The sequence below is a fragment of the Streptomyces sp. NRRL F-6492 genome (assembly GCF_001280125.1).
Lineage (GTDB): Bacteria > Actinomycetota > Actinomycetes > Streptomycetales > Streptomycetaceae > Streptomyces.
This window is the reverse complement of record NZ_LGEG01000160.1, coordinates 57817-81946: the sequence shown is the minus strand read 5'-3', so window position 1 is coordinate 81946 and position 24130 is coordinate 57817. Positions and strand designations below refer to the sequence as shown.

Genomic DNA, 24130 nt, shown 5'->3' with positions numbered 1-24130 from the left:
CCAGGAACTCCGCATCGACCTCGCCAAAACCGCCGACCACCTCGAACAACACCTCGGCCGCCGCCCCACCCGCACCGAACTCGCCCACCACCTCCACCTGAGCGAGGAGGAGATCGCCGAAGGCCAGCTCGCCGCCCACGGCTACGCCACCCGCTCCCTCGACACGCCGGCGGGGGACGACGAGGAGAGTGCCGGTGCGAAGCCCCGGCATCTGGCGACCGCCGAGCCCGCCTACGAGCTGATCGAGTCCCTGGCCGCGCTCCGGCCCCTGCTCGACCGGCTCGACGAACGCGACCGGCGCATCCTGTCGCTGCGGTTCGGGGAGGAGCTCACCCAGGCCGAGATCGGCCGGCGGATCGGGCTCTCGCAGATGCAGGTCTCGCGGCTGCTCACCCGTGTCCTCGGTGAGCTCAGAGCAGCTCTGCTGGAGGACGGTCCGGCACCCGGCTGACCTCCAGCCAGACCACCTTCCCCGGCGTCCCGGAGCCCCTGGCCCGGTAGCCCCACGCCCCCGCCAGCTTGTCCAGCACCATCAGGCCGTGCCCGCCGGGCAACGCGGGCGAGCGGGGCGCGCGCGGCCGGGGCGGTTCGGCGCTGAGGTCGGCGACCTCCACCCGCAGGCGTCCCCGTTCGTGCCGCAGGACGAACTCCTCCGGGCCCGAGGCGTGCCTCCCCCGCCTCGCTCCCCGCCGGAATCCACCCCCAGTCCACCAACGCCTCCGCCGTGAAATCCCGGCAACGCGACACCACCCCGCGCACACCGCGCAGCAGCAGTCTCCGGACCTGGACGCCGTCCGCGCCGGCGTCGCCGTCAGTCATGGCCGGCTCCGCCGTCGTGCGGCGCCCGGTCGGCCAGGGCCCCGGCGGTGTCCTCGTACACGCGGAAGACGGCCCTGGCCCCGGTGATGTCGAACATCCGGTCCACCGGCGGGCGCAGCCCGGCCAGGTCCAGGCGCCCGCCCGTCTCCCGCATCCGCAGACGGGCCTTCAGCAGCGCGTTGAGCCCCGTCGAGTCGCAGAAGCCGAGGTGCGAGCAGTCGACGACGATCCGCCGGGCCCGGGCGTGCTCCTCCACCGCCTCGCGCAGGGGGGCGACCGTGTCGTGGTCGAGCTCCCCGCCCAGTTCGAGCACCACCACCCCGTCGGCCGTCCCGGGCCGGACCCGTACGTCGAACCGGGCACGGCCGGGCGTCCGCGCCGCTCCTGCGCCGCCGTCCACGTCCATGGGCTCGCCCCTCTCCTCGTACCTCTCGGTGGCTCTTCCTCCCCCCAGTTTCGGGCAGGTGGCGCCGGACGACCTCCCTGGAACGCGCGACGCGGACCGGGACCCGACCGACGGTCCTGCGGTTCCCTCCCGGAAACCCCGTTTCCATGATCCCGATCGGGTGAACGGCGGGCGTGCGCCCCACCCGGGGCACCTCGGGGGCGCGACGATGCCAGGGACCCTCCCACCCCCCGAGGAAAGGCCGCTCCCGTGCGCCGTGCCCTGATCGTCGTCGATGTACAGAAGGACTTCTGCGAGGGCGGCGACGTCCCCGTGAACGGTGCGACCGACCTGGCCGTCGCCCTCGCCGGCCTGGTCCGGAGCGCCGGCGACCGGTACGCGCACGTCGTCGCCACCCGTGACCACCACATCGACCCGGGCGGCCACTTCTCGGACGAGCCCGACTTCGAGGACTCGTTCCCGGTGCACTGCGTCGCCGGTACCGAGGGCGCCGAGTTCCACCCGGACTTCGCGGCCGCCGTCGCCTCCGGGGCCGTGCGGGAGGTCTTCTTCAAGGGCGCCCACTCCGCCTCGAAGAGCGGCTTCGAGGGCGCGACCGCGGACGGCACGCCGCTGGGCGACTGGCTGCGCGCCCGTGGGGTGGACGGGGTCGACGTCGTCGGGATCGGGACGGACCACTGCGTGAAGGCCACCGCCTTCGGCGGGGTCCGGGAGGGCTTCGACGTGCGCGTCCTCCTCGACCACACGGTCGGCGTCGCCGCCGACACCACCGACCGCGCACTCGACGAGCTGCGCGCGGCGGGCGTCGGACTGAGCGGCCGGCCGGTGGTCCTGGTCTGACCGGTGGCCCTGATCCGATTCGTGGTCCTGGCCCCGGTCCGACCGGTGGCCCTCGTCCGGCCGGCGGTTTCCGTCCGGCCGGCGGTCCTCGTCCTGACGGCGGTCCTCGTCCTGACGGGCCTCAGATGCCGGGGCCGTAACCCGGGTCGGGGTCCTGGCGCGGGTGCCACACGGCCGAGAGGCCCCAGAGGCCCAGGGCCACGACGGCCACGCAGACGAGGGCCGCCGCCCACGGGCGCAGCCATCGCGTGGCCGCCGCCCAGGTCAGGGGCGGGACGACGAGTCCTGCGAAGAGGATGAGCGGCAGGTCGACGAGGATCACGCCCCAGTCCCTGGCGTGCGCCTCGAAACCGCCGTCGATGCTGTACGCGGCCCGGGGCAGCGCGAAGGCGCCCGCGACCGTGACGCCGAGGACGGCGAGCAGACAGCCGACGGCGCTCTCCACCCGGTCGCGGGACTCCTCCGAGGGCTTCTCGCTCATGCCCGGGAGGGACGCGGAACGCCCCCGCGCGGTTCCGTACGCCCTACCTTCCGGGTTCCGGGGCGTGGCGGCGCGGCTCCCCCAGCCGGCCCGGTTCCGTCGCGAGCGGCGAGCCGAACCTCAGGAGGGTGCAGCCGAGCCGGGGAAGGCAGCGGGCGGGCTCGGCGCGTGCGGCGCGCCGGAGGGAGGCGACGGTGCGCCCGAGCTCGTCGAGCGGCGTCCCCGCCCCCGGTGTCTCCTCTCTCCGCCACGACGTTCCCCCTCGTCCGTCCGCGCCGGAGGGCCGGGATCCCCCGGGCCGGTGAAATCCGCGTGAAGCCGCCGTTCACCGGCCCGGGGCCGTCCCGGGAGGGCGCGTGCCTCCCCACCGCTCGCCGTCCGGGGCCCGGCGGGCGACCATGGAGGACGGGGTTTCCGTGGGGGCGAGGCAGCGCTGGAGGTACCCGTGGCGCACCACCGCACCACCACCGACGTCCTGGTCGTCGGCGCGGGCCCGGTCGGCCTGAGCGCGGCCGCCGAGCTGCGCCGGCACGGGGTGCACTGCCGGATCGTGGACCGCCTGCCGGCCCGGCTGCCGTACGCGAAGGCGGTCGGGATCCAGCCGCGCACCCTGGAGCTGTGGGACCGGATGGGCCTGGTCCGCGCCGTCCTGGAGGCCGCCGTCCCGATCCGGGGGCAGCTGGTCTACGCCGAGGGCGTGGAGCGGGCCCGGATCGAGCTGGAGATGCCGCCCGAGGTGCCCTACGGCTTCGCCGCGCTCCCCCAGTACGAGACGGAACGCCTCCTGGAGGAGTACCTGGGCGGTCTGGGGACGGTCGTGGAGCGCGGCACCGAGCTGGTGTCGTTCGGCCGGGACCGGGACGGGGTGACCGCGCGGCTGCGCGGCGCGTCCGGCGCGGACGAGGAGCTGCGGGTGCCGTACCTGGTCGGCTGCGACGGGGCGCACAGCGTCGTGCGGAAGGGGCTGGGGCTGTCGTTCGAGGGCGGTGCGTTCCCGGAGGAGTACATGCTCGGGGACGTGGAGGCCGACTGGGACCTGCCGCACGGCTACGGCGTGCGGTCGAGCCGGCGGTCCGCCGACGGTTCCGCCGACGACGTGCTGGTCTGCGTGCCGCTGCCGGGCGCGGGCCGCTACCGGATGTCGATGCGGGTCCCGCCCGAGCTGTCCACCCGCCGGGACGCCCCGCGAGACGGCGTCGCGCACGACCGGGACACCGCACCGGACGGTGCCGCGCGCGGCCCGGACACCGCGCCGGACGGCGTCGCGCACGGCATGCAGGCCGGGCGGGTGCCGGAGCTCGCCGACCTCCAGGCCGTCGTCGACCGGCTCGCGCCCCGGCCCGCGCGGCTCTCCCGGCTGCGCTGGGCGTCGGTCTTCCGCATCAGCCACCGGATCGTGGACCGCTACGGCGAGGGCCGGGTGCTCGTCGCGGGCGACGCGGCCCACATCCACCCGCCGACCGGCGCCCAGGGCATGAACACCGGTGTGCAGGACGCCTGCAACCTGGCCTGGAAGCTCGCCCTCGTGGTCCGGGGCGAGGCGGGTCCGGAACTGCTCGCCACGTACGACGCCGAGCGGCGGCCGGTCGGCGAGGAGGTCGTGGGCCGGACCGTGCGGCACGCAGCCCACGGCATCGAGGCCGGTCCCGACGACCTCCGGACCCTGCTCCTGCGCGAGGCCCAGCTGCTCGTCGGCCACCGGGGCGGTCCGCTCGCCGCCGCGCCGTACGGCCCGGCCGACGCGCCGCAGCCCGGCGACCGGGCCCCGGACTGCGCCGGTCTGACCACCCCGGTCGCCGCCTTCCCGCTGCGGCTGCTCGACGTGCTGCGCGGCCGCGCGGGACACGTGGTGCTCCTGTACGGCTCCGACGCCGCCGAACTGTCCGGCGCGGCGGAGGCGGCGCGGGCGGCCGGCGGCCCGCCGGCCGTGGTGGTCCTGCCGGACGGGGCCGACCGGTCCGGCCTCGCGTCCCTGTCCGTGCCCGTGTACCGCGACGCCGCCGGGGAGTTCGCGCGGCTCTACCTCCCCGGCGGCGGCACCGGCTTCGTCGTGCGTCCGGACGGGCAGCTCGGCGCCCGGTTCCCCCTCGGAGGCGCCGCGGCCGCCCTGAGCGCGTACCTCGGGGCCCTGTCCGTACGGCCTCGGCCGAGCGGGTGACGGCGGGGTGGCCACGGGACCCGGTGGTTCCCCGAGACCGTGATCACCACCTGGAGCCGACTGCTCGCCGGGAAGCGACCGCTCGTGTCGGCGGGGGTGTTCAGCATCTCGTTCTCCAGGGCGTCGGGTCAGGCCCGGCCGCCCGGGCCGGTCGTCGCCGCCGGCGCCGCGGTGAAGGTCGTGACGGAGGCCTCGGCCGCGACCGCCGCGACGGCCCCGCGCCCGTGGTCGGCCCATTCGAGGAGCCGGAGGCAGGTCCCGCCGCCCGCCTTGAACAGGGCCTCGCCCCGTACCCACAGCCGGAGCAGTGCCGCTCCGGGGTCCGGGTGGGCGGCGGCCTCCCGCAGGTCCGCTTCGGGCAGCAGCCGCCGCAGGACGGACGGGGAGCCGGGCCGGCGCGTCGCGGGCTCCACGTCGACGCCGACCGGGCCGGGTCCGACGGCGGCCGCGACGAGGCCGTCGGCATGGCTCATGCTGACGCCGAGGCCTGGTCGGCCGTCGAGGCGGGGGCGTCCGTGGCCGTCCCGGCCGCACGCGGCGCAGTGCTGCTCCGGGCCCGACTCCTCCGGAGGCAGTCCGGTGAACCGGGCGGCGCAGAGCCGTACGAGGAGGCGCGCCGCCAGTACGTCGTCGCGGCGGGCGGGCACCCGTATCCGGTCGAGGCGCCGTCGCTCCCACGGCGCGAGCAGTCCCTCGTGCAGCTCCGGGCGGGCCAGGACCTCGGCGGTGGTCGCCACCACGGCGAGGACCGCCCGGCCCGCGTTCATCGGCGGGGACCCGGAAGACTCACCCGGCGGCGCTCAGGAAGCGCTGCCGGACGCGGCCGAGCGTGCGGAAGTCGTCGATGGTGACCTCCTGGAGGTCGATGGAGCGGCCGGAGAGCTCCTCCAGGAGGTCGACGAACTCCAGGAAGTCCATGGAGTCGATGAGACGGGCTTCGATGAGGTCCTCGTCGGGGTCGATCGGCCCGTCGAGTCCGGGGTTCTTCTCGTGCAGCCACTCGGCGATGCGTTCCATGGGGTGGGGTCGCTCCTCACTGTGCGCTGTGCGTGTGCTCTGTGCGGGATGTGCGTACGGGTCGGGGACCAGTCCGGGGGACGGGTCCGGGAGGTCGGGTCCGGGAGGTCGGGTCCGGGAGGTCAGGCGCCGGCCTCGCGCAGGCGGTCGAGCGCCTGCCCGGGGGTGCCGTGGGCGAGGACCATCGCGTGGACCCAGCGTTCGACGCCGAAGGCGACGCAGGCGCTGTAGGCCGGTCCCCCGGAGCCCGCGCGGATGTCCAGGCGCTCGCCGAAGAAGTTGCGGTGCCGGTTCACGGAGGCGATCGCCGTGCCGTCGGGGGCGCTGAACTCGTGCTTGACCGGGTCGAGGGCCATCAGGCGGGCCCGGGAGCCGCCCTTGTCGTAGAAGGGGTCGTCGGCGACGGCCCGGGTGAGGTCGAGGCCGAGGCGTCCGGCCAGCTCCTGGACGAACGCGGCGCCCTGTTCCAGGTGTTCGAGGGCGCCCTGTTCGGTGCCGAGGTAGAGGACCTCGCGCATGTGGAAGCCCCACAGGCGCCGCAGGCCGTCGAAGTGGGTCTCGTTGCGGAAGCAGCGGCCGGTCGCGGAGAGCCGCAGGCCCTCCGCGCCGACGTCCCGGCCCTCCAGGGAGAGCAGCAGTCCGTAGCAGGTGGCGGACGGCAGCAGGTAGCCGGTCGGCCGGAGCGGGAGTCCGGCCGGGGCCTCCCCGGCCGCCAGGCCGTCGAGCGCGTCGGGGGCGAACCGTCCGGCGGAGACGCCGAGGTGGGGGAAGTTGCGGAAGAAGTCGAGGCGGGCGAGGCCCTCCGCGGAGAGCAGCGGCGGTCCCACCACCTCGGGGGCGGAGAGCCGGGCGGCCAGGCCGGTGAGCAGCTCGTCCAGGCCGCGCAGCAGCGCGGTGTGGTCCGGGTCCAGGGTGATCAGACCCGGGCCGGGGCTCCTCAGGCCGCCGTCGGGCAGGACCGTGGTGCCGGGTGTGCTCATGGGGAACCGCTCCCTCTGGGGTGGTCGAACAGTCGGGGGCGCCGGCGGGACGGACGGGGCGGACGCGCCGCTGCCCGGTCTCCGGCCGTGGACGGCCTCACGGGTGGACGCGCGGGGCGCCCCGCGGACGGCCGGCGTCGATCGCGGCACGGCGGAAGAGTCCGCTGACGCTCCGTCAGGAACCGGACCGCGCAAGGGGACAGTAAGCCAGTCTTCCGACTGTTGTCTAGACCAAAGTAACCGTCCTGACAACGTTTGCCCGGATCCTTCCACCACTCAACTCGGTGTATTGAGATGGCACTTGCCACCCGCTAAGGTCTAAACCAATTCTGCTGCACGACGTGACGTCTGACCAGCGTCACGGCACGTCCGGCCGTCCGTGCCGTCCGCCGCCGCCCCCTTCGCCGGGGGTCGCCGCGTGCTGCCCGCCGGCCGGGGAGAAGCGCTCCTCGCCCCGGCTCCCGGACCTCCTCCCCCGACTCCCGCACCTGGAGGGACCCATGACGACTCCCGCTCCGCACCGCCCCCCGCGCCGCCCCCATCTGTACCGGGCGGCCTCGGACCTGCCGTACTTCAGCGCGGACGGCGAGTCCTACCTCGCGCAGACCACCCTGCGGGAGCTGAAGAAGTCGCGACCGCTGCGGGTGCTGTCCGAGGAGGACTTCGCGCACTGGCAGGCGTACGGCTACGTCGTCGTCCGCGAGGCGGTCCCGGCGGAGGCGGCCCGGCGGCTCCTCGACTTCGCCTGGGACTTCCAGGGGCTCGACCCGGAGCGGCCGGACGGCTGGTACGAGGACCGGCCGTTCCGCTCCGAGCTCGACCGGCAGCTCCACGTCTACGGCTTCGTGGAGGCCTACCACCACCAGCTCCTGTGGGACAGCCGCCAGTCGCAGCGGGTGTACGACGCCTTCGTGGACGTGTGGGACTGCGAGGAGCTGTGGGTCACCCAGGACCGGCTCAACCTCAACCCGCCCAACGTCAGGAACCGCGACCGCGCCCTGATCGAGCCCACCGACCGGGGCTTCGACATCGAGCTGCACTGGGACATCGACACCACGCTCGGCGTGCCGCCGCAGCGGGTGCAGGGCATCATCGCGCTCAACGACACCCGTCCCGAGTCGGGCGGGTTCCAGTGCTGCCCCGAGCTGTTCCGGCGGTTCGAGGAGTGGAAGCCCGGCCAGCCCGCCGACCGGGACCCGCTCCGGCCCGCCGTGGACCGGGACGAGTACCCCGTCGTCCGCCCCGACCTGCACCCCGGCGACCTGCTCATCTGGAACGGGCTCCTCGCCCACGGGGTGGCCCGCAACACCTCGCGGGACCAGGTGCGGGCCGTCCAGTACCTGTCGATGATGCCGGCCCTGGAGGAGCACGAGCGGCTGCGGAGGTCCCGGGTCGACTCCTGGCGCCACCTGCGCACCCCGCGCTGGAACCGCACCCTCGTCGGCGACCCCGTCCTGCACGAGTCCGAGCGCTACCCCACGGCCGTCCTGGACGAACTGGGCGGCCGGCTGCTCGGACTCACCTCCTGGAAGGACCGCGACGGGAGCGGAAGCGAGGAGGGGAAGCCGTCGTGCGCCGCGTCTGCCTGACCCTGCCCACCGACCGGGCCTGCGTCCCGGCCCTCCGGGCGGTCGCCGAGGAGGCCGCGTACGGCGCCCGGCACTTCGGCGTCGAGGTGCACCTGCTCGTCCTGGACTCCTCCGGGGCGCGGGACCTCGCCGCCCACCGGGAGGCGGTGGCCGCGCTGCCGCCGGAACCCGGCGTGGTCGTCCACCACTTCGACGAGGACGAGCAGCGGGACTTCCTGCGCGGGGCGGTCGCCCGGTCCGGGCTCGCCGAACCGGACCGGGTGCTCGACCTGATGCTGCCGTCCGGCGTCTCCTACGGGGCCTGCACCAACCGGGCCTTCCTGGTCGCGGAGGCCCTGGGCTGCGCCTCGGTGCACCGCAGGGACTCCGACAGCCGCTACCAGTACCTGGACGGGAAGCCCGTCTTCCCGATCCACCACGAGCTGACGGCCCTGGGGCGGCGGGCCGCCGACGTGGCCGGGCTCGTGTCGCGGAGCAGGCTCGACCCGGCGCTCGCGGACCGGCCGGTGGCCGTGGTCGGCGGCTCGTTCGTCGGCGAGATGTCCGTGGACGTGGCGGAGATCCGGGCGCTCGACCCCCTCGTCCACGACGATCTCATCGGCCTGACGATCCCGGCCGGGTATCCGGAGATCTGGCGGCGGAACCTCGTCGACGAGGCGTTCCGGGGCGCCGGGACCGCCGCGTTCACCGGGGACCTCACCACGCTCACCACCGTCAGCCCGACGCGCGTGGACATGTGCAACATCGCCTTCGCGCGCGGGGTCTACGGCCGGGTGCCGCTGCCGCCCGCCACCGACACCATCGGCAGCGACTACTTCCTCGTCCACCTGGTGCACGGCGCCCGGCTGCCCGGCGTCCTGCACAACCGGCACATCGTCAACTTCCACACGCCGGAGCGCCGTTCCGACGCGGGATTCCTCGCCTACCAGCTGCGGCTGACGAAGTTCCTGCTCGCCGTCCCGCACCTCCAGGCCGTGTACGCCGGGACGGCGGCGGCCGGTGACGGGCTGCTCGACGGCGACGGGTCCGTCCGCGCCTCCGCCGTCGCGGCCGTGCTCGCGGCGAGCACGGGGCCCGGACCGGTGGAGAACGCCGAGCGGTTCGACGTGGTCGAGCGCTCCTACCGCAAGCTCGGCGGCCGTTACGCGGCCGCCGCCGACGTCCTCGCCGCCCGCCGCGAGCGCCTCCTCGACGAGGCGCGGCGGGACATGGCGGACTTCGCCCTGCTCCTCGACGCCTGGGCGCCCCTGGTCCGCGCGGGCGAGGGGCACCCGCCCTCCACGCACCCGCCCTCCACGGCGTACCGGAACCGTCTCCCGTCCCCGAAAGGCAGCGCCGCATGAGCCGCCGTCCACGGCCCCTCCCCCGGCCCGGGGCGGTGGCCGCCCCGTGACCGCGTACGAGCGGGACCTCCCGCGCCCGGCGAAGACCCGCACCGTCACCGTCGCCCACATGGGCGGCGAGGAGCGCCGGGGCCCGGTCACCCTGGGCCAGGCCAACATGATCCGGTGCATGCTGCGGGACGAGCCCGCGCACATCAACATCCACGCCGTGTGGCCGGTGCCCTCAGGGACCCGGACGGACGCGGTGATCGACGCCCTGCGCGCCCTGGTCGTACGGCACGAGGCGCTGCGCACCACGTTCCCGCACGGGGCGGGCGCCGTGCCCCGCGAGCAGGTCGTGGCGGCCGAGGGGGAGTTCACGGTCACCGTCCTCGACCACGACGCGCTCCCCCCGGACGCCGGACGGTACGCCGACGCGGTGGCCCGCCGGGCCCGCGCCGAACGCTTTCGCCTCGACCGGGACTTCGGCCTGCGGATCTCCCTCGTCACCGCGGCCGGCGCGCCGGTCTTCGTCGCCCTGGCGGCGAGTCACGCCGTGACGGACGTCAGCGCCCTCGCCGTCCTGGAGGAGGACTGGCTGGCCCTGCTGGCCGGTGGACCCCTGCCGCCGCAGACCGCCTTCACCCCGCTGGACCTCGCCGCCGAGGAGGCGGCCCCGGCCGGGCTCCGCAGGTCGGCGGCGTCCCTGCGGTACTGGGAGCGGATCATCCGCACCGGCCCCCAGGCCATGTTCGACGGGCCGGGCGCCGAGGGCACCGAGGTCGACACGCCGGAGGTGACGCTCCGGTCCCTGCGGGGCGCGCGGGCCCTCGCCCGGGTGGCGGAGCGCACCGGCGGACTGCCGTCCACGGTGCTGCTCACGGCCTGGTGCGCGCTGGTCGCCCACCGGACCGGCCAGGACTCCTGCGTCGCCGCCGTCCCGACCTCCAACCGCTTCCACGACCGGCTCGCCCGCTCGGTGAACACCGTGTCGCAGGACGCGCTGCTCGCCCTCGACGTCCGGGTGCCGTCCTTCGACGCGCTGCTCGCCAAGGCGTGGGGGGCGGCGCTCGACGCCTACCGGCACAGCCGGTTCGACGCGGTCGCCCTGTGGGAGATGATCGACCGGACGACCTTCGAGCGGGGCAGCCGGTTCGCGCGGGACGTGGTCTTCAACGACGTGAGCGCCCTGCCGGGGACCGGCGGACCGGAGCCGGACGGGCCGGAGCTCGATCTGGGCCGCGGCCCGTCCCAGGTCCTGCCGACCCGTCTCCTCGCCTTCGTCCACGAGACGGCGCCCCTGCTGCGGATCGGTCTGTGGGCCGATCCCGCGCTGTTCGCCCCGGGCGAGGCGGAGGGCTTCCTGACCGGTCTCGTACGGCTCCTGGAGGCGGCCGCCGAGGACGACGTGCCGCTCGCCCCGCTGACCGGGGTGACGGGGGTCCGCCCGGTGGAGCGCGGCCCGGACTGGGTCCGGGTGGACGGCTCCTGGGTGTCGCCGCGGGCCGTGGCGGACGCCCTGGGCGGCGCCCTCGGAGGCGTGCCCGTGCACGTCGCGCGGGACGGGACCGGGGAAGGCCTCACCGCGTTCGTCGCCTCCGGCGGCGCCCCTCCGACCCCGGCGGAGGCCCACGCCGCGCTGATGCGCGTCCTCCCGGGCCGTCCCGGGGTCCTCGCCCCCCGCCGGTACGTGATCGTCCAGGGCCCGCCGGAGCGGGCGGACCGGACGGACGCGTGGCTCCGGCAGCACATCCTCACCGAAGGGAACGGCCGGACTCCGGCGGATCCGACATGACGACGAACGACGTGACGACCGACGACGCGCCCGTGGAGCGGGAGCCCGACTCCCCGCCCAGCCCGTGGCGTTCGGGCCGCTTCCGGCTCTTCTTCACCGCCCGCGGCACCTCGCTGCTCGCCGACGGCATGCTGATGGTCTCGCTGACCACCGCCGTGCTCGGCGCGGGGTACGGGGCCTCCGGGGTGGGGTACGCGCTGGCCGCGTGGATGGCGCCGATCGTCCTGCTGGTGCTCTTCGGCGGCGTCCTCGCCGACCGGTTCACCCCGCAGGTGATGATGGTCGGCGCGGACGTGGTGCGCATGGTGGCCATGCTCGCCCTCGCGGGGCTGCTCGCCCTCGGGGACGTACGGCTGTGGCACGTCATGGCGCTGCTCGCGGTCAGCGGCGCGGCGACCGCGATGTTCCAGCCCGGTCTGGCGAGCCTGGTGCCGCGGGTCGCCGAGGACATCCAGCGGGCCAACGCGCTGCTGCGGATCTCGGAGTCGATCTGCACCCTGCTCGGCCCCGGCCTGGCCGGTCTCCTCGTGGCGTACTGGGACGTGGCCGGCTCCTTCCTGGTGATCGCGGCGTTCTACGCGTGCAGTGCCCTGGGCCTCGCGCCGCTGCGGAGGCTGGGCACGGCGCGGGACGAGAGCGGCGAGCCGATCTGGCAGCGGCTCGCCACGGGCTGGCACGAGTTCCGGTCCCGTTCCTGGCTGTGGGGCGTCATCGCCGTGTGGGCCGTCTACGGCCTGTTCGTCTTCGGCCCGGCCCTGCCGCTGGGCGCCGCGCTCCTCACCGAGCAGCACGGCGCCGACGGGTACGGCTGGATCGCCTCCGCCGACGGCGCGGGCACGATCGTGGGCGGGCTGCTCGGGATGCGGGTGCGGCCCCGGCGGCCGCTCGTCGCGGGCGCGTGCGCCATGTTCTTCTTCTCCCTCAACCCCCTGGCCCCCGCCCTGGGCTGGTCGTTCACCCTCACGGCCGTCACAGGCGTCCTGGCGGGCTGCGGGTTCGCCTTCTGGGGCGTCATGTGGGCGACGAGCGTGCAGTCCCACATCCCGCTGGCCGTCCTGAGCCGCGTCTCGGCCTACGACGTCGCCGGGTCCATCATGGTCATCCCGGTGGGCCGGGCCCTGGCCGGTCCGGCGGCCGAGTCCGTGGGCGCCGACCGGGTGCTGCTCTTCTCCTCCGTCATGGGCCTCGTGTGCATCGCGGCCATGCTCGCCGTCCCCGCCGTCCGGGCGCTGCGCCGGGCACCGGACAAGCCCTCCGGGGCGGACCGGGCGGTCGCGGACGGCTGAGCGGCGGGGGACCCGGCCCGGCCCCCGGGTAAACGGATGTGCGATTGTCGTACGCGCGTGATAGTCACTACCTCCACGGGGCGGGTGATCACTGACCGCCCCGTTCGTACGGAACAAGGGGTGGGGACATGGCGTTGCTCCGTGGCTGGGGGCTCACGCTGGGGAAGAGGGCGGGCCGGCCCGTCGCGCGGCTGGAGAAGGACTCGGACGATCCCGGGGTGCTCCGCCTGAAGGAGGCCGCCGCCGCGGCGGACTGGGCCGGCGTGCGGGAGGTGCTCGAAGCGCGTCCCGAGGACGAGGGCCGGACGGACCTCCTGTGGACCGTCTGCGACACCGCCGGGGTCGAGAAGTGGATCACCGGGGTGATCGAGGCCGAGCCGGGGGCGGCGCTGCCCCGGCTCGTGGCGGGCCTCCGGCACGTCAGCTGGGGCTGGGAGGCCCGGACCTCGGCCCGCGCCAAGGACGTCTCGCGGGAGCAGTTCGAGGTCTTCCACGAGCGGCTGCGCACGGCCGAGCGGTGGCTGTACGAGGCGGCCGAGATCGAGCCGGGCTGGGCCTCGCCCTGGTACTGCCTCCAGGTCAGCGGGCGCGGTCTGGAGGTCGGACAGGAGGTCGCGCGGCGCCGGTTCGAGGCGACCGTGCGGCGCGCCCCGCACCACCTGGAGGCGCACCAGCAGCAGTTGCAGCAGGTGTGCCGGAAGTGGGGCGGTTCGCACGAGGAGATGCACGCCTTCGCGCGCACGTCCATGCTGAACGCCCCGGGCGGCACGCCGCTCGGCCAGCTCGTCGCGGTCGCGCACCTGGAGGAGTGGCTCTCCCTCGACTCCGGTCAGGACGCCGCCTACGTCCGCCGGCCCGAGGTGGCCGCCTCCCTGAACGAGGCGGCGGACCACTCGTACCGGCACCCGGACTTCGTCCGCCGGAACGGCTGGGTCCAGGTGCTCAACAGCTTCGCCCTGGCCTTCTCGCTCGCCGCGGACCGCGAGGCCGCCCGGGAGTGCTTCCGGGCCACCGAGGGGCGGGTCAGCGAGTTCCCCTGGTCCTACGTGAACGGCTCCGACCCCGTCGCGGCCTACCGCGAGCTGCGGTCGGCGGTCGGCCGCTGAACCGGCGGGGCGACCGGGTCCCGCAACGGACCGCCGTCCGTACGAGACCGGCGGCCGTAAAGGCCGCCGTCCGTACGAGACCGGCGGCCGCACGAGACCGGCGGCCGGTTCCACCGCCTCCGCCCCTCCGCGTAACCCTTCGTCCCCTTCCTTCCCCCTTTCTTCCTCCCGCCCGTCGTCGCGGGCGCGTTCACCGAAAGACTTCACCGGGTGTCTCCTTCCGAGTCAGCGCACACCTTCCAGGTCGACCTGCGCGGTCTGGTCGACCTGCTCTCCCACCACCTCTACTCCAGCCCCCGCGTCTATCTGCGCGAGCTGCTCCAGAACGCCGTGGACGCCATCACGGCCCGGCAGGCGCTCGACCCCGACGCGCCCGGCGCCATCACGGTCCGCACCGGTGACGTGCTCACCGTCACGGACACCGGCGTCGGTCTGACCGAGGCCGACGTCCACCGGTTCCTGGCCACCATCGGGCGCAGCTCCAAGCGGACCGCCGACGGCGCCCTGGACGGCGCCGGGCTCGACGCCGCCCGCGGGGAGTTCATCGGCCAGTTCGGCATCGGGCTGCTCGCCTGCTTCGTCGTGGCCGACGAGATCACCGTGGTCAGCCGGTCCGCCTCGGACCCGTCGGCGCCCGCCGTCGAGTGGCGCGGCCACTCCGACGGCCGCTACACCATCCGGACCCTGCCCGCCTCGGAGGTGCCCGAGCCGGGCACCACCGTCCGGCTCGTGCCGCGCGCCGACAACGCCGAGTGGACGAGCCCGGGGCAGGTCGTCTCCCTCGCCCGGCACTACGGCGGCCTCCTGCGGCACGAGGTGACCGTCGTCGACTCCCGGGGCGAGGAGCACCGGATCAACGAGGCGCCGCCGTGGGAGCGGAGCCACCGCTCCCCGCTGGCCCGCCGCGAAGCCCTCACCGCTTACTGCCGCGACCTGTTCGACTTCACGCCGCTCGACAGCATCGAGCTCGACCTGCCGGCGGCCGGTCTGCGCGGCGTCGCGTACGTGCTGCCGACGGCCGTCAGCCCGGCGCAGCGCGCGGGGCACCGGGTGCACCTCAAGGGCATGCTGCTCACCGACAAGGCACCCGAACTCCTCCCGGAGTGGGCGTTCTTCGTGCGCTGCGTGGTCGACACGACCAGCCTGCGGCCCACCGCGTCGCGCGAGTCACTGTACGAGGACGGCACGCTGTCCGCCGTACGGGACGCCCTGGGCGACCGGATCCGCGACTGGCTCACCGGGCTCGCCGCCAGCGACCCGTCGCTCCTGCACCGCTTCATCGACACCCACCACCTCGCGGTCAAGGCGCTCGCCCGCTACGACGACGAGCTGCTGCGGGTCGTCCTGCCGTGGCTGCCGTTCGAGACCACCGACGGCAACGTGACCCTGGAGGAGTTCGTACGGACCCATCCGACGGTCCTGGTCACCCGGAGCGTCGAGGAGTTCCGCCAGGTCGCCCCCATCGCGGCGGCGGCCGGCCTGGGCGTCGTCAACGGCGGCTACACCTACGACCGCGACCTGGTGCACCGGCTGCCCGAGATCCGGCCGGGCACGTCCGTCACCGACCTGGACCCGGCCACGGTCACCGCGCACCTGGACGCCGTGGACCCCACCGCCGAGCTGCGGGCGGCGGCCTTCCTCGCGGTCGCCCGGGAGACGATCGGCGTCCACGACTGCGACGTCGTGCTGCGCGACTTCCAGCCGGTCACCGCGCCCGCGCTGCTCCTCGACAACCGGGAGGCGCGCCACGAGCGGACCCGGGCGGGCCTGGCCGCCGACAGCGACGGCCTGTGGGCCGACATCCTCGGCTCGCTGCGCCACGAGACCCCGCGCGCGCAGCTCGTCCTGAACCACCTCAACCCGCTGGTCCGCCAGGCGATCACGATCAGCGAGCGCGGGCTCGCCGTGACCACCGCCGAGGCCCTCTACGGCCAGGCGCTGCTGCTCAGCCGCCGTCCGCTGCGGGCGAGCGAGAGCGCCCTGCTCAACCGGGCCTTCATCGGCCTGCTGACCCACGCCATGCACCGTCCGGACGCGGCGGCACCCGGCTCCGAGCCCCGGAAGGAACTGTAGATGCTGGACACGCCCGAGGCCGTCGTCGAGGCGCTGCGCGAGAACCACGACCGCCCCCACGGCACGCAGCGGACCGTCACGGCCGAGGAGCTCGTCGAGGCCGCCGAGGTCTTCGACGAGCCCGACACCCTCGTCACGGCCCTCCTGGAGCTGATGACGGCGTACGAGTTCACCGGCGAGCAGCGCAAGTCCCCCGTGGTCTTCGCCCGGCTGCTCAAGCTGTGGGACACCGCCCCGAAGTCCTTCAGCCAGTGGGAGGCCCACCAGGTCTTCTGGCGGTTCAAGTGGGTGACGACGTCCCTGCTCCAGGTGCCGGAGATGCCCCTCGCCACCGTGCGGGGCTGGATCGACACGATGAAGGAGCGGTACGAGGAGGCCGGGCACGGCATGCAGCCGGTGGCGGCGATGCGCCACCACGTGGCCGCCCACACCGGCACGGGCGTCGACGACGCCTACGACCTGTGGGCCACCCGGCCCCGCACCGAGCTGAGCGACTGCGAGGCCTGCGAGACCCGGCACCACGCCTGGCACCGGGTGGCGGCGGGCGACGACGCCGGGGCCCTCGACGTCTGGCGGCCCGTCCTGGAGGGTGAGCAGAGCTGCTCCGAGGAGCCGCAGATGAGCCAGGCGCGCGCCCTGCTGCCGCTGCTGCGCGCGGGCCGTGCGGACGAGGCCCGCTCCCACCACCTCACCGGCTACCGGCGGGTCCGGGGCAGCACCGGCATGCAGCACGAGGTCGGCCTGCACCTGGAGTTCTGCGCGCTCTCGCGCAACGAGGGCCGGGGTCTCGAGGTCCTCGCGGAGAACCGCCCCCTGTTCGAGGCGACCGGCGCGCCGCTGGACCGCCTGGGCTTCCTGACCGGCGTGGAGGTGCTGCTCGCCCGCCTCGCGGAGGACGGCCACGGGGAGACGCCCGTCGCCGGGCCGCCGGGGCGGAACTGGACCGCGGACGAACTCCTCGCCCACGTGCGCGCCGAGGCGGACCGGCTCGCCGCCGCCTTCGACGCGCGCAACGGCACCACCGCCGTCGGGGACCGGCGCCGCGAGCGCCTGGCCCGGCGTCCGCTCCTGGACGAGCCGCTGCCGCTCGGGCTGCGGACGGCCGCCCCCGCCCGTACCCCCGCGGGCGCGGTCCCGGCGGCCGCCACCGCCACCGGTTCCGGGGCGCCCGAGGTCCCGGAGGACTTCGTCGCCCTGGTGTCCGAGGCACGGCGCCTGGCCCGCCTCGGCCACCCCGGGAACACCCGGCTGTGGGCCCGGATCGCCGAGCGGCTCGCGGACGGCCCGGCCCCGCACGACGACCGGCTCGGACCGGAGGACCTGCTGCGGGCCGAGCTCGCCGAGGAGCGCGCGTACCGGCTCAGGCAGCGGGAGGAGAACACCGGGAGCGGCGCCGAGCTGGAGACGGCCGCCGGGCTCTACGAGGAGCTCGGGATGCCGTGGCAGGCCCTCGCCGCCCGGGCCAGGGCCCTCGCGTGGACGACCGGCGAGGACGACGCCGACGCCGAGCGCGACGAGGCGGCCCGGGTCCGTCTCGACGGGATCCTGCGCGAGGCGGAGCTCCTGAAGGACGAGGCGCCGCTGACCGGCGGGAAGCCGGGCGACGCCGAGACCGCGGCCGGGGCCGACGTGGCGGCGGACCGCGTCCTCGCCCACCTCACCGTGCTGTACTCCGCCGCCTACGCGGCCTACCAGGAGACGATGCGGCGGGAGCCGGAGGAGTCCGGTCCCGTTCCGGAGCGGTTCGAGCGGGCCGTGGGGGCGCTGCGCGCCGAGGCGGAGCGCCTGGGCGTGCCCCACCAGGCGGCCAACGCGCGCCAGTTCGTCGCGGACGTGGCCGGCCGCCGGGGCGACGTCGCCCTCGCCGAGGCGGAGCTGCGCGCGGCCCTCGTGGACGTCGAGGCCTCGGACCGGCCCTGGCGGGGCTCGCGGCCGCGCGCCCTGCTGGCCCAGGTCATGCTGTCCCGGCAGGAACCGGCGGAAGCGGCGGAGCTGCTGCACCGGGCGCTCGCGGACGCGGTGCGGTACGACGACGCGGACTTCCCGCTGGCTCCGACGTACTCCCTGCTCGGTCACGCGTCCTCGCACCTCGGGGACCACGCCGGGGCCGTGCGCCACCTCTCCGAGGCGGCCGCGCGGTTCGACGGGGACGGGGAGCACGAGGAGGCCGCGGGCGTACGGCTCCAACTGGCCGACGTCCTGGTGGAGTCGGGGCGGCAGGCGGACGCCGTGGCGGTCCTGGAGTCGCTCCTCTCCGAGGAGTCGGCCGCCGCGCTGAACGAGCGGATGGTGGCCCAGATCCGGCTGTCCCTGGCGCGGGGACTGCGGGAGCTGGAGGAGTACCTGCCGTCGGCGGAGGAGTTCCTGCGGCTCGCGGGCACGGTCGCCGGGTGGGAGGACGACGCCCCGATCCGCACCCTGGTGACGGCGGACACGGCGATCGCGCTGGCCCTCGCCGACCGGTGGGAGGCGGCGGACACCGCGTACGAGCGTGCCCTCGCCGCGCACGACGAGGCGCCGAACCCGCCCCTGATCGCGCGGATGACGCGCGAGTTCGCCCGGCTCACGGCGGCGGCCCGGGGGGCCGAGGGCGTGGAGGACGCGCTCGCGCACCTGGTGCGGGGCGACGCGGTCCTGGACGCCGTGCCGGCGGACACCGAGGACTTCGCCGTCTGGTACGAGCGCGGCGAGGTGCACTACCGCAGGGCCCGGGTCCTGACGGAGGCGGAGCGCTTCGAGGAGGCCCTGGCCGAGGCGGAGGCCGCGATCGGCCTCCACGAGGAGGGCGGGGAGCACGGCGAGCTGCCGAGGGCCGAGGCGGTGCGGTTCGCCGCCCTGGTCGAGGGGAATGGGCTCGGCCGGACCAACGAGGCGATCGCCCGGCTGACGACGGCGGCGGCGCGCTGCCGGAAGGCGGGCCACCCCGGGGCGGCGCAGGTCCTCGACGCCCTGCGGCAGGAGTACCTGGCCCGGCCTCGGGGCTGAGCGCCCGGGGCCGGGCGAGGGTGAACGGGCGGCCGCCGGGTCGCCCGTTCACTCTCCTACCGGGTCACCGTCCACTTCTGGTTGGCGGTGCCCCCGCAGGTCCAGATCTGGAGCCGGGTGCCGTTGGCCGAGCTGTTGCCGGTGGCGTCCAGGCACTTGTTCGCGCGCGGGTTCACCACGTCCCGGGCGTCGTTGGCGACCCAGCGCTGGGCCTCCGTGCCGTTGCAGTCCCACAGCTGGAGGGGCGTTCCGTCGGCGGTGCCGGCGGAGGTGACGTCGAGGCACTTGCCGAGTGCGCGGATGGTTCCGTCCGTGCCGACGGTCCACCGCTGGGCGGCGGTCCCGTTGCAGTCGTAGAGCTGGACGGGGGTGCCGTTCGCGGTGTTGGCGGCGGCCACGTCGACGCACTTGCCGCCGATCCCGGTGATCGGGCCGCCGCCGGCGGGGGCGTCGGCGGTGGTGACGCGGACGTGGTCGACGACGAGCTGGCTCGGGAAGGGGGTCGAGCCGTTCGGGTCACCGGGCCAGTAGCCGCCGACCGCGAGGTTGAGGATCAGGAAGAAGGGCTTGTCGAAGACCCAGGTCCGGCCGCCGAGGTCGGCGGGCGTGCGGGTCTGGTAGACGTTGCCGTCCACGGACCAGGTGATCCGGCCCGGCGACCAGTCGACGGCGAAGGTGTGGAAGGCGTCGGCGAAGGCCTGCCCGCCGGGCAGGGTGTACCCGGCGCCGATGCCGCCGGAGCCCGAGTAGCCGGGGCCGTGCAGGGTGCCGTGGACGGTGGAGGGCTCGAAGCCGACGTTCTCCATGACGTCGATCTCGCCCGAGTCGGGCCAGCCGACCTGGCCGATGTCGTTGCCGAGCATCCAGAACGCGGGCCACATGCCCTGGCCGCGCGGCACCTTCATGCGGGCCTCGACGCGGCCGTACCGGGTGGTGAACTTCCCGGCCGTGTTGAGCCGTGCCGAGGTGTACTCGCACCGCCCGTACCAGCACTGGTAGTTGCCCGGGTTCTCCTTGCGGGCGGTGATGACCAGGTGGCCCTGGCCGTCGAGCGCGGCGTTGCGGTTTCCAGCCGTGTAGTACTGCCGCTCGTGGTTGCTGACGTTGTCACCGGTCTCGATCTGCCACTTGGCGCCGTCCGCGGCGGCGCCCGCGGGGCCGTCGAAGTCGTCGGAGAAGGTGACGGCGGCCGCCCCGGCGGCGGGCTGGAGGGCGGCGGCGGCTCCGGCGGCGGGCGCGGGGGCGGCTCCCGCCGCGGGGCCGGCCGAGGCGGCGGGGCCGAGCGCCGTGACGGCGAGGGCCAGGGCGAGGGCGGACAGGGCGGAGGACAGCGTGCGCCGTCGCGTGCGGGAGGAGGTCATGGCTCTCTCTTCCGTCGGGTGTGGGGGGACGACGCCGTGGGCGCGCCGCACATGCGTGTCAGGTACATGACACACACGGAGGCGGGCCGCTTCGCCGCCCACCTGATTTAAGAAGTGAAGGAAGGGGTCGTCAAGAGGTGTGACCGCACGGGCGGTCCGGACTCCGTACGATTCCCCTCGTTGCCACTCGTACCTTCTTAAGGAGATCCCCATGGCCCAGGTCACGCTGAAGGGCAGCCCGGTGCAGGTCAACGGCGCCCTGCCGGTTCCCGGCAGCCAGGCTCCCGACTTCACGCTCGTCGCCGAGGGTCTCGCCGACAAGTCGCTGAAGGACTTCGCCGGCGTGCGCAAGGTCCTCAACATCTTCCCGAGCGTCGACACCCCGACGTGCGCCTCCTCCGTTCGCGCCTTCAACAAGAAGGCCGGCGAGCTGGAGAACACCGTGGTGCTCTGCATCTCCGCCGACCTGCCCTTCGCGCAGGCGCGCTTCTGCGGCGCCGAGGGCCTGGAGAACGTCAAGAACCTCTCGACGCTCCGGGGCCGCGAGTTCCACACCGACTACGGCGTGGAGATCGCGGACGGGCCGCTGGCCGGTCTGACCGCCCGCGCGGTCGTCGTCCTCGACGAGAACGACAAGGTCCTGCACGCGCAGCTCGTGGGCGAGATCGCGGACGAGCCCGGCTACGACGAGGCGCTCGCCGTCCTGAAGTAGTCGTCCCGAAGCAGTCCCCGGCGGCTCCGACAGGGGAGCCGCCGCCCCGGAGGGGGCCGTCACCGACGACCGGTGGCGGCCCCCTCCTCCGTACGCGCTCATCCCCCCGAGCAGTCCGGGCACAGCCCCCGGTACGTGACGTCGGCCTTCTCCACGGCGAAGCCGAAACGTTCCTCCGGCGGCAGGACGGCCAGCGGGTCCCCCATCGGGTGGACGTCCCTGATGAGCCCGCACTCCGAGCAGACCAGGTGCTGGTGCGCCCGGCGCGCGTTCGGGTCGTAGCGCTTGGCCCGCCCGTCCGTGGAGAGCTCCACGACCTCCCCCAGGGCGACGAGTTCGCCCAGGGTGTTGTAGACCGTCGCCCGCGCGATCTCCGGCAGCCGCTCGACGGCGCGCGCGTGCACCTCGTCGGCCGTGAGGTGCACGTGGTCGCCGGCCAGGACCTCCGCGACCACGCGCCGCTGGGACGTCATCCGCCAGCCGCGGGATCTCAGCCGTTCCAGCAGGTCGCTCATATCGGTTCACCTCTTCGGCTCGGACGCGGGGCCCGTGGTGTCCGGTGTGCGGCCGGTGTTCCTCGGACAGATTTGGCATTGTTCTTGACTTGGACAAGGTCCATTGTAGGATCGATTTCGTTAATGGCCAAGGGACAGGAAGACCTCAGCGCGGCGGGAGTCCGATACGTGACGGCTCTCCGGGCACGGCCCGGCCGCTCCGATCGCACTTCCTGAGCACTGTTGTCCACCAGGTCCGGAAGGATTCCGATGTCTGAGAACCGCGTGCCCGAGAACGAAGCGCCCGAGAACCACGACGCGATCGTCGTGGACGCGAAGCTGGACGAAGCCGGAGGCGGTTGCCCGGTCGCGCACGGCCGCGCCGCCCACCCGACCCAGGGCGGCGGAAACAACCAGTGGTGGCCGAACCGGCTCAACCTGAAGATCCTGGCCAAGAACCCCGCCGTGGCCAACCCGCTGGGCGAGGACTTCGACTACGCCGAGGCGTTCGGGAGCCTGGACCTGGCGGCCGTGAAGCGGGACATAGCCGAGGTCCTCACGACCTCGCAGGACTGGTGGCCCGCCGACTTCGGCCACTACGGCCCGCTCATGGTCCGGATGGCCTGGCACAGCGCGGGCACGTACCGCATCAGCGATGGCCGCGGCGGCGCCGGTGCCGGCCAGCAGCGCTTCGCCCCGCTCAACAGCTGGCCGGACAACGTCAACCTGGACAAGGCCCGTCGTCTGCTGTGGCCGGTCAAGAAGAAGTACGGCCAGAACCTCTCCTGGGCCGACCTCCTGATCCTCACCGGCAACGTGGCCCTGGAGACGATGGGCTTCGAGACCTTCGGCTTCGCCGGTGGCCGCGCGGACGTGTGGGAGCCCGACGAGGACGTCTACTGGGGCCCCGAGACCGCCTGGCTGGACGACAAGCGCTACACGGGCGACCGCGAGCTGGAGGAGCCCCTCGGCGCGGTCCAGATGGGCCTCATCTACGTCAACCCCGAGGGCCCGAACGGCAATCCGGACCCGGTCGCGGCGGCCCGCGACATCCGGGAGACCTTCCGCCGGATGGCGATGAACGACGAAGAGACCGTCGCGCTCATCGCGGGCGGCCACACCTTCGGCAAGACGCACGGCGCCGGCCCGTCGGAGAGCGTCGGCGACGACCCCGAGGCCGCGCCGATCGAGTCCCAGGGCTTCGGCTGGGCGAACTCCCACGGCACCGGCAAGGGCGGCGACACGATCACCAGCGGTCTGGAGGTCACCTGGACCACCACTCCCGCGCAGTGGGGCCACGACTTCTTCGAGCACCTCTTCGCGTACGACTACGAGCTCACCAAGAGCCCGGCCGGTGCCCACCAGTGGGTGGCGAAGAACGCCGAGGCGATCATCCCCGACGCGCACGACCCGTCGAAGAAGCACCTCCCGACGATGCTCACCACCGACCTGTCGCTGCGCTTCGACCCGGCGTACGAGCAGATCTCGCGGCGCTTCCACGAGAACCCCGAGCAGTTCGCGGACGCCTTCGCCCGCGCCTGGTACAAGCTGACCCACCGTGACCTGGGTCCGATCTCCCGCTACCTCGGCCCGGAGGTCCCCTCCGAGGTCCTGCTGTGGCAGGACCCGCTGCCGGAGCGCGAGGGCGAGCTCCTGGACGCCTCGGACGTCGCCTCCCTCAAGGAGCGGATCCTCGCCTCGGACCTGACCGTCGCGCAGCTCGTCTCCGCGGCCTGGGCCTCGGCCTCCTCCTTCCGCGGCAGCGACAAGCGGGGCGGCGCCAACGGCGGCCGCATCCGCCTGGAGCCGCAGCGCGGCTGGGAGGTCAACGAGCCGGACCAGCTGGCGCAGGTGCTCCGCGTCCTCGAAGGCGTCAAGGCCGCCTTCGACGCCGAGGGCGGCAAGAAGGTCTCGATCGCCGACCTGATCGTGCTCGCGGGCTCCGCCGCCGTGGAGAAGGCCGCCGCGGACGCGGGCTTCGCCGTCGAGGTGCCGTTCACGCCGGGCCGGGTGGACGCCAGCCAGGAGCAGACGGACGTGGAGTCCTTCGCCGCCCTGGAGCCGAAGGCCGACGGCTTCCGCAACCACCTCGGCAAGGGCAGCCGGCTCCCGGCCGAGTTCCTCCTCGTCGACCGGGCCAACCTGCTGAACCTGAGCGCCCCCGAACTGACGGTCCTCGTCGGCGGTCTGCGCGTCCTGGGCGCGAACCACCAGGGCTCGAAGCACGGCGTCCTGACCACGACCCCGGGCACCCTGACGAACGACTTCTTCGTCAACCTGCTCGACATGGACACCATCTGGCGGCCGGTGGCCGGTGACGCGGACCTCTTCGAGGCCCACGACGCCGCGACGGGCACGGTCCGGTGGACCGGCACCCGCGCCGACCTCGTCTTCGGCTCCAACAGCGAACTGCGCGCGCTGGCCGAGGTCTACGCGAGCGACGACGCGAAGGAGAAGTTCGTGAAGGACTTCGTCTCCGCGTGGGACAAGGTCATGAACCTGGACCGGTTCGACCTCGTCTGACCCCTCCTCACCCCCCGGCCCGGACGGTTCCCCCGCCGTCCGGCCCGGCACCCGGCCCAAACGGTTCCCCCGTCGTCCGGTTCGGCACCCCGGCCCGGGTGGCTCCCCGCCACCCGGGCCGGACCCGTTCCCGGGCCCGAACTCCCCGGTTCCGGCGCGCACATGACGCCGTACGAGGCAACC

20 protein-coding genes are annotated in these 24130 nt (G+C 74.5%); 12 read left to right on the top strand and 8 right to left on the bottom strand.

Going from position 1 to position 24130, the window contains the following annotated elements; genetic code table 11:
* Positions 1 to 451 (top strand): sigma-70 family RNA polymerase sigma factor (locus tag ADL08_RS13935; RefSeq protein WP_159043049.1); only part of this gene is annotated, 451 nt, incomplete at its 5' end.
* Here ADL08_RS13935 and ADL08_RS38145 read toward each other — a convergent pair.
* Positions 411 to 614, bottom strand: coding sequence for a hypothetical protein (locus ADL08_RS38145; protein WP_234352130.1), 204 nt, complete (start codon positions 612 to 614; stop codon positions 411 to 413). The genes ADL08_RS13935 and ADL08_RS38145 overlap by 41 nt on opposite strands.
* Before the next feature lie 197 nt (positions 615 to 811).
* Positions 812 to 1225, bottom strand: coding sequence for an STAS domain-containing protein (locus ADL08_RS13930; RefSeq protein WP_053642667.1), 414 nt, complete (start codon positions 1223 to 1225; stop codon positions 812 to 814).
* Between the two features lie 249 nt (positions 1226 to 1474).
* Between ADL08_RS13930 and ADL08_RS13925 the strand changes: the two genes are divergently transcribed.
* Positions 1475 to 2065 carry an isochorismatase family protein gene (locus ADL08_RS13925; RefSeq protein WP_053642666.1) on the top strand — a complete coding sequence of 197 codons (591 nt, stop codon included), beginning with the start codon at positions 1475 to 1477 and terminating at the stop codon, positions 2063 to 2065.
* A gap of 121 nt (positions 2066 to 2186) precedes the next feature.
* Here the strand turns inward: ADL08_RS13925 and ADL08_RS13920 are convergent, their stop codons facing one another.
* The gene (locus ADL08_RS13920) at positions 2187 to 2546 is read right to left on the bottom strand and encodes an ANTAR domain-containing protein (protein ID WP_053642663.1); all 360 of its coding nucleotides are present in this window, start codon (positions 2544 to 2546) and stop codon (positions 2187 to 2189) included.
* Between the two features lie 445 nt (positions 2547 to 2991).
* Between ADL08_RS13920 and ADL08_RS13915 the strand changes: the two genes are divergently transcribed.
* Positions 2992 to 4704, top strand: coding sequence for an FAD-dependent monooxygenase (locus tag ADL08_RS13915; RefSeq protein ID WP_053642662.1), 1713 nt, complete (start codon positions 2992 to 2994; stop codon positions 4702 to 4704).
* Between the two features lie 128 nt (positions 4705 to 4832).
* Here the strand turns inward: ADL08_RS13915 and ADL08_RS13910 are convergent, their stop codons facing one another.
* From ADL08_RS13910 to ADL08_RS13900, 3 genes are all read right to left on the bottom strand, one after another.
* Positions 4833 to 5471, bottom strand: coding sequence for a 4'-phosphopantetheinyl transferase family protein (locus tag ADL08_RS13910; protein WP_053642660.1), 639 nt, complete (start codon positions 5469 to 5471; stop codon positions 4833 to 4835).
* Between the two features lie 19 nt (positions 5472 to 5490).
* Complete coding sequence (locus tag ADL08_RS13905) at positions 5491 to 5721, bottom strand: acyl carrier protein (RefSeq protein ID WP_053642658.1); 231 nt, start codon at positions 5719 to 5721, stop codon at positions 5491 to 5493.
* 122 nt (positions 5722 to 5843) lie between these two features.
* On the bottom strand, positions 5844 to 6701 hold the full coding sequence (locus tag ADL08_RS13900; RefSeq protein ID WP_053642656.1) for a hypothetical protein: 858 nt from the start codon (positions 6699 to 6701) through the stop codon (positions 5844 to 5846).
* Positions 6702 to 7201: 500 nt separating this feature from the next.
* Here ADL08_RS13900 and ADL08_RS13895 point away from each other — a divergent pair, with 500 nt between their 5' ends.
* From ADL08_RS13895 to ADL08_RS13865, 7 genes are all read left to right on the top strand, one after another.
* Complete coding sequence (locus tag ADL08_RS13895; protein ID WP_053642653.1) at positions 7202 to 8290, top strand: phytanoyl-CoA dioxygenase family protein; 1089 nt, start codon at positions 7202 to 7204, stop codon at positions 8288 to 8290.
* Entirely contained in the window at positions 8272 to 9633 is a 1362-nt protein-coding gene (locus tag ADL08_RS13890; RefSeq protein ID WP_234352129.1) for a DUF6271 family protein, read from the top strand. Before ADL08_RS13895 ends, ADL08_RS13890 begins: the two co-directional genes overlap by 19 nt.
* A 46-nt stretch (positions 9634 to 9679) precedes the next feature.
* Positions 9680 to 11407 (top strand): condensation domain-containing protein, encoded by a 1728-nt coding sequence (locus ADL08_RS13885; RefSeq protein WP_053642651.1) that lies wholly within the window; start codon positions 9680 to 9682, stop codon positions 11405 to 11407.
* Entirely contained in the window at positions 11404 to 12693 is a 1290-nt protein-coding gene (locus ADL08_RS13880; RefSeq protein ID WP_420709663.1) for an MFS transporter, read from the top strand. The genes ADL08_RS13885 and ADL08_RS13880 overlap by 4 nt, the downstream gene beginning before the upstream one ends.
* A 128-nt stretch (positions 12694 to 12821) precedes the next feature.
* On the top strand, positions 12822 to 13799 hold the full coding sequence (locus tag ADL08_RS13875; RefSeq protein WP_234352128.1) for a hypothetical protein: 978 nt from the start codon (positions 12822 to 12824) through the stop codon (positions 13797 to 13799).
* Between the two features lie 210 nt (positions 13800 to 14009).
* Positions 14010 to 15872, top strand: a complete 1863-nt coding sequence (locus ADL08_RS13870; RefSeq protein WP_053642649.1) for an HSP90 family protein — start codon at positions 14010 to 14012, stop codon at positions 15870 to 15872.
* Complete coding sequence (locus ADL08_RS13865) at positions 15873 to 18857, top strand: hypothetical protein (RefSeq protein ID WP_053642647.1); 2985 nt, start codon at positions 15873 to 15875, stop codon at positions 18855 to 18857.
* A 56-nt stretch (positions 18858 to 18913) separates the two neighbouring features.
* Here the strand turns inward: ADL08_RS13865 and ADL08_RS13860 are convergent, their stop codons facing one another.
* Positions 18914 to 20218: a glycoside hydrolase family 16 protein gene (locus ADL08_RS13860; RefSeq protein ID WP_053642644.1), complete on the bottom strand. Its 1305-nt coding sequence runs from the start codon at positions 20216 to 20218 to the stop codon at positions 18914 to 18916.
* A gap of 211 nt (positions 20219 to 20429) precedes the next feature.
* On the opposite strand from ADL08_RS13860, the gene tpx reads away from it, so the two are divergent.
* Positions 20430 to 20930, top strand: coding sequence for a thiol peroxidase (gene tpx / locus ADL08_RS13855; protein WP_053642641.1), 501 nt, complete (start codon positions 20430 to 20432; stop codon positions 20928 to 20930).
* Between the two features lie 98 nt (positions 20931 to 21028).
* Here tpx and ADL08_RS13850 read toward each other — a convergent pair whose 3' ends face one another.
* Positions 21029 to 21445, bottom strand: coding sequence for a Fur family transcriptional regulator (locus ADL08_RS13850; RefSeq protein ID WP_053642639.1), 417 nt, complete (start codon positions 21443 to 21445; stop codon positions 21029 to 21031).
* Positions 21446 to 21694: 249 nt separating this feature from the next.
* Between ADL08_RS13850 and katG the strand changes: the two genes are divergently transcribed.
* Positions 21695 to 23947 (top strand): catalase/peroxidase HPI, encoded by a 2253-nt coding sequence (gene katG / locus ADL08_RS13845; protein WP_053642636.1) that lies wholly within the window; start codon positions 21695 to 21697, stop codon positions 23945 to 23947.
* Positions 23948 to 24130: the final 183 nt, after the last annotated feature.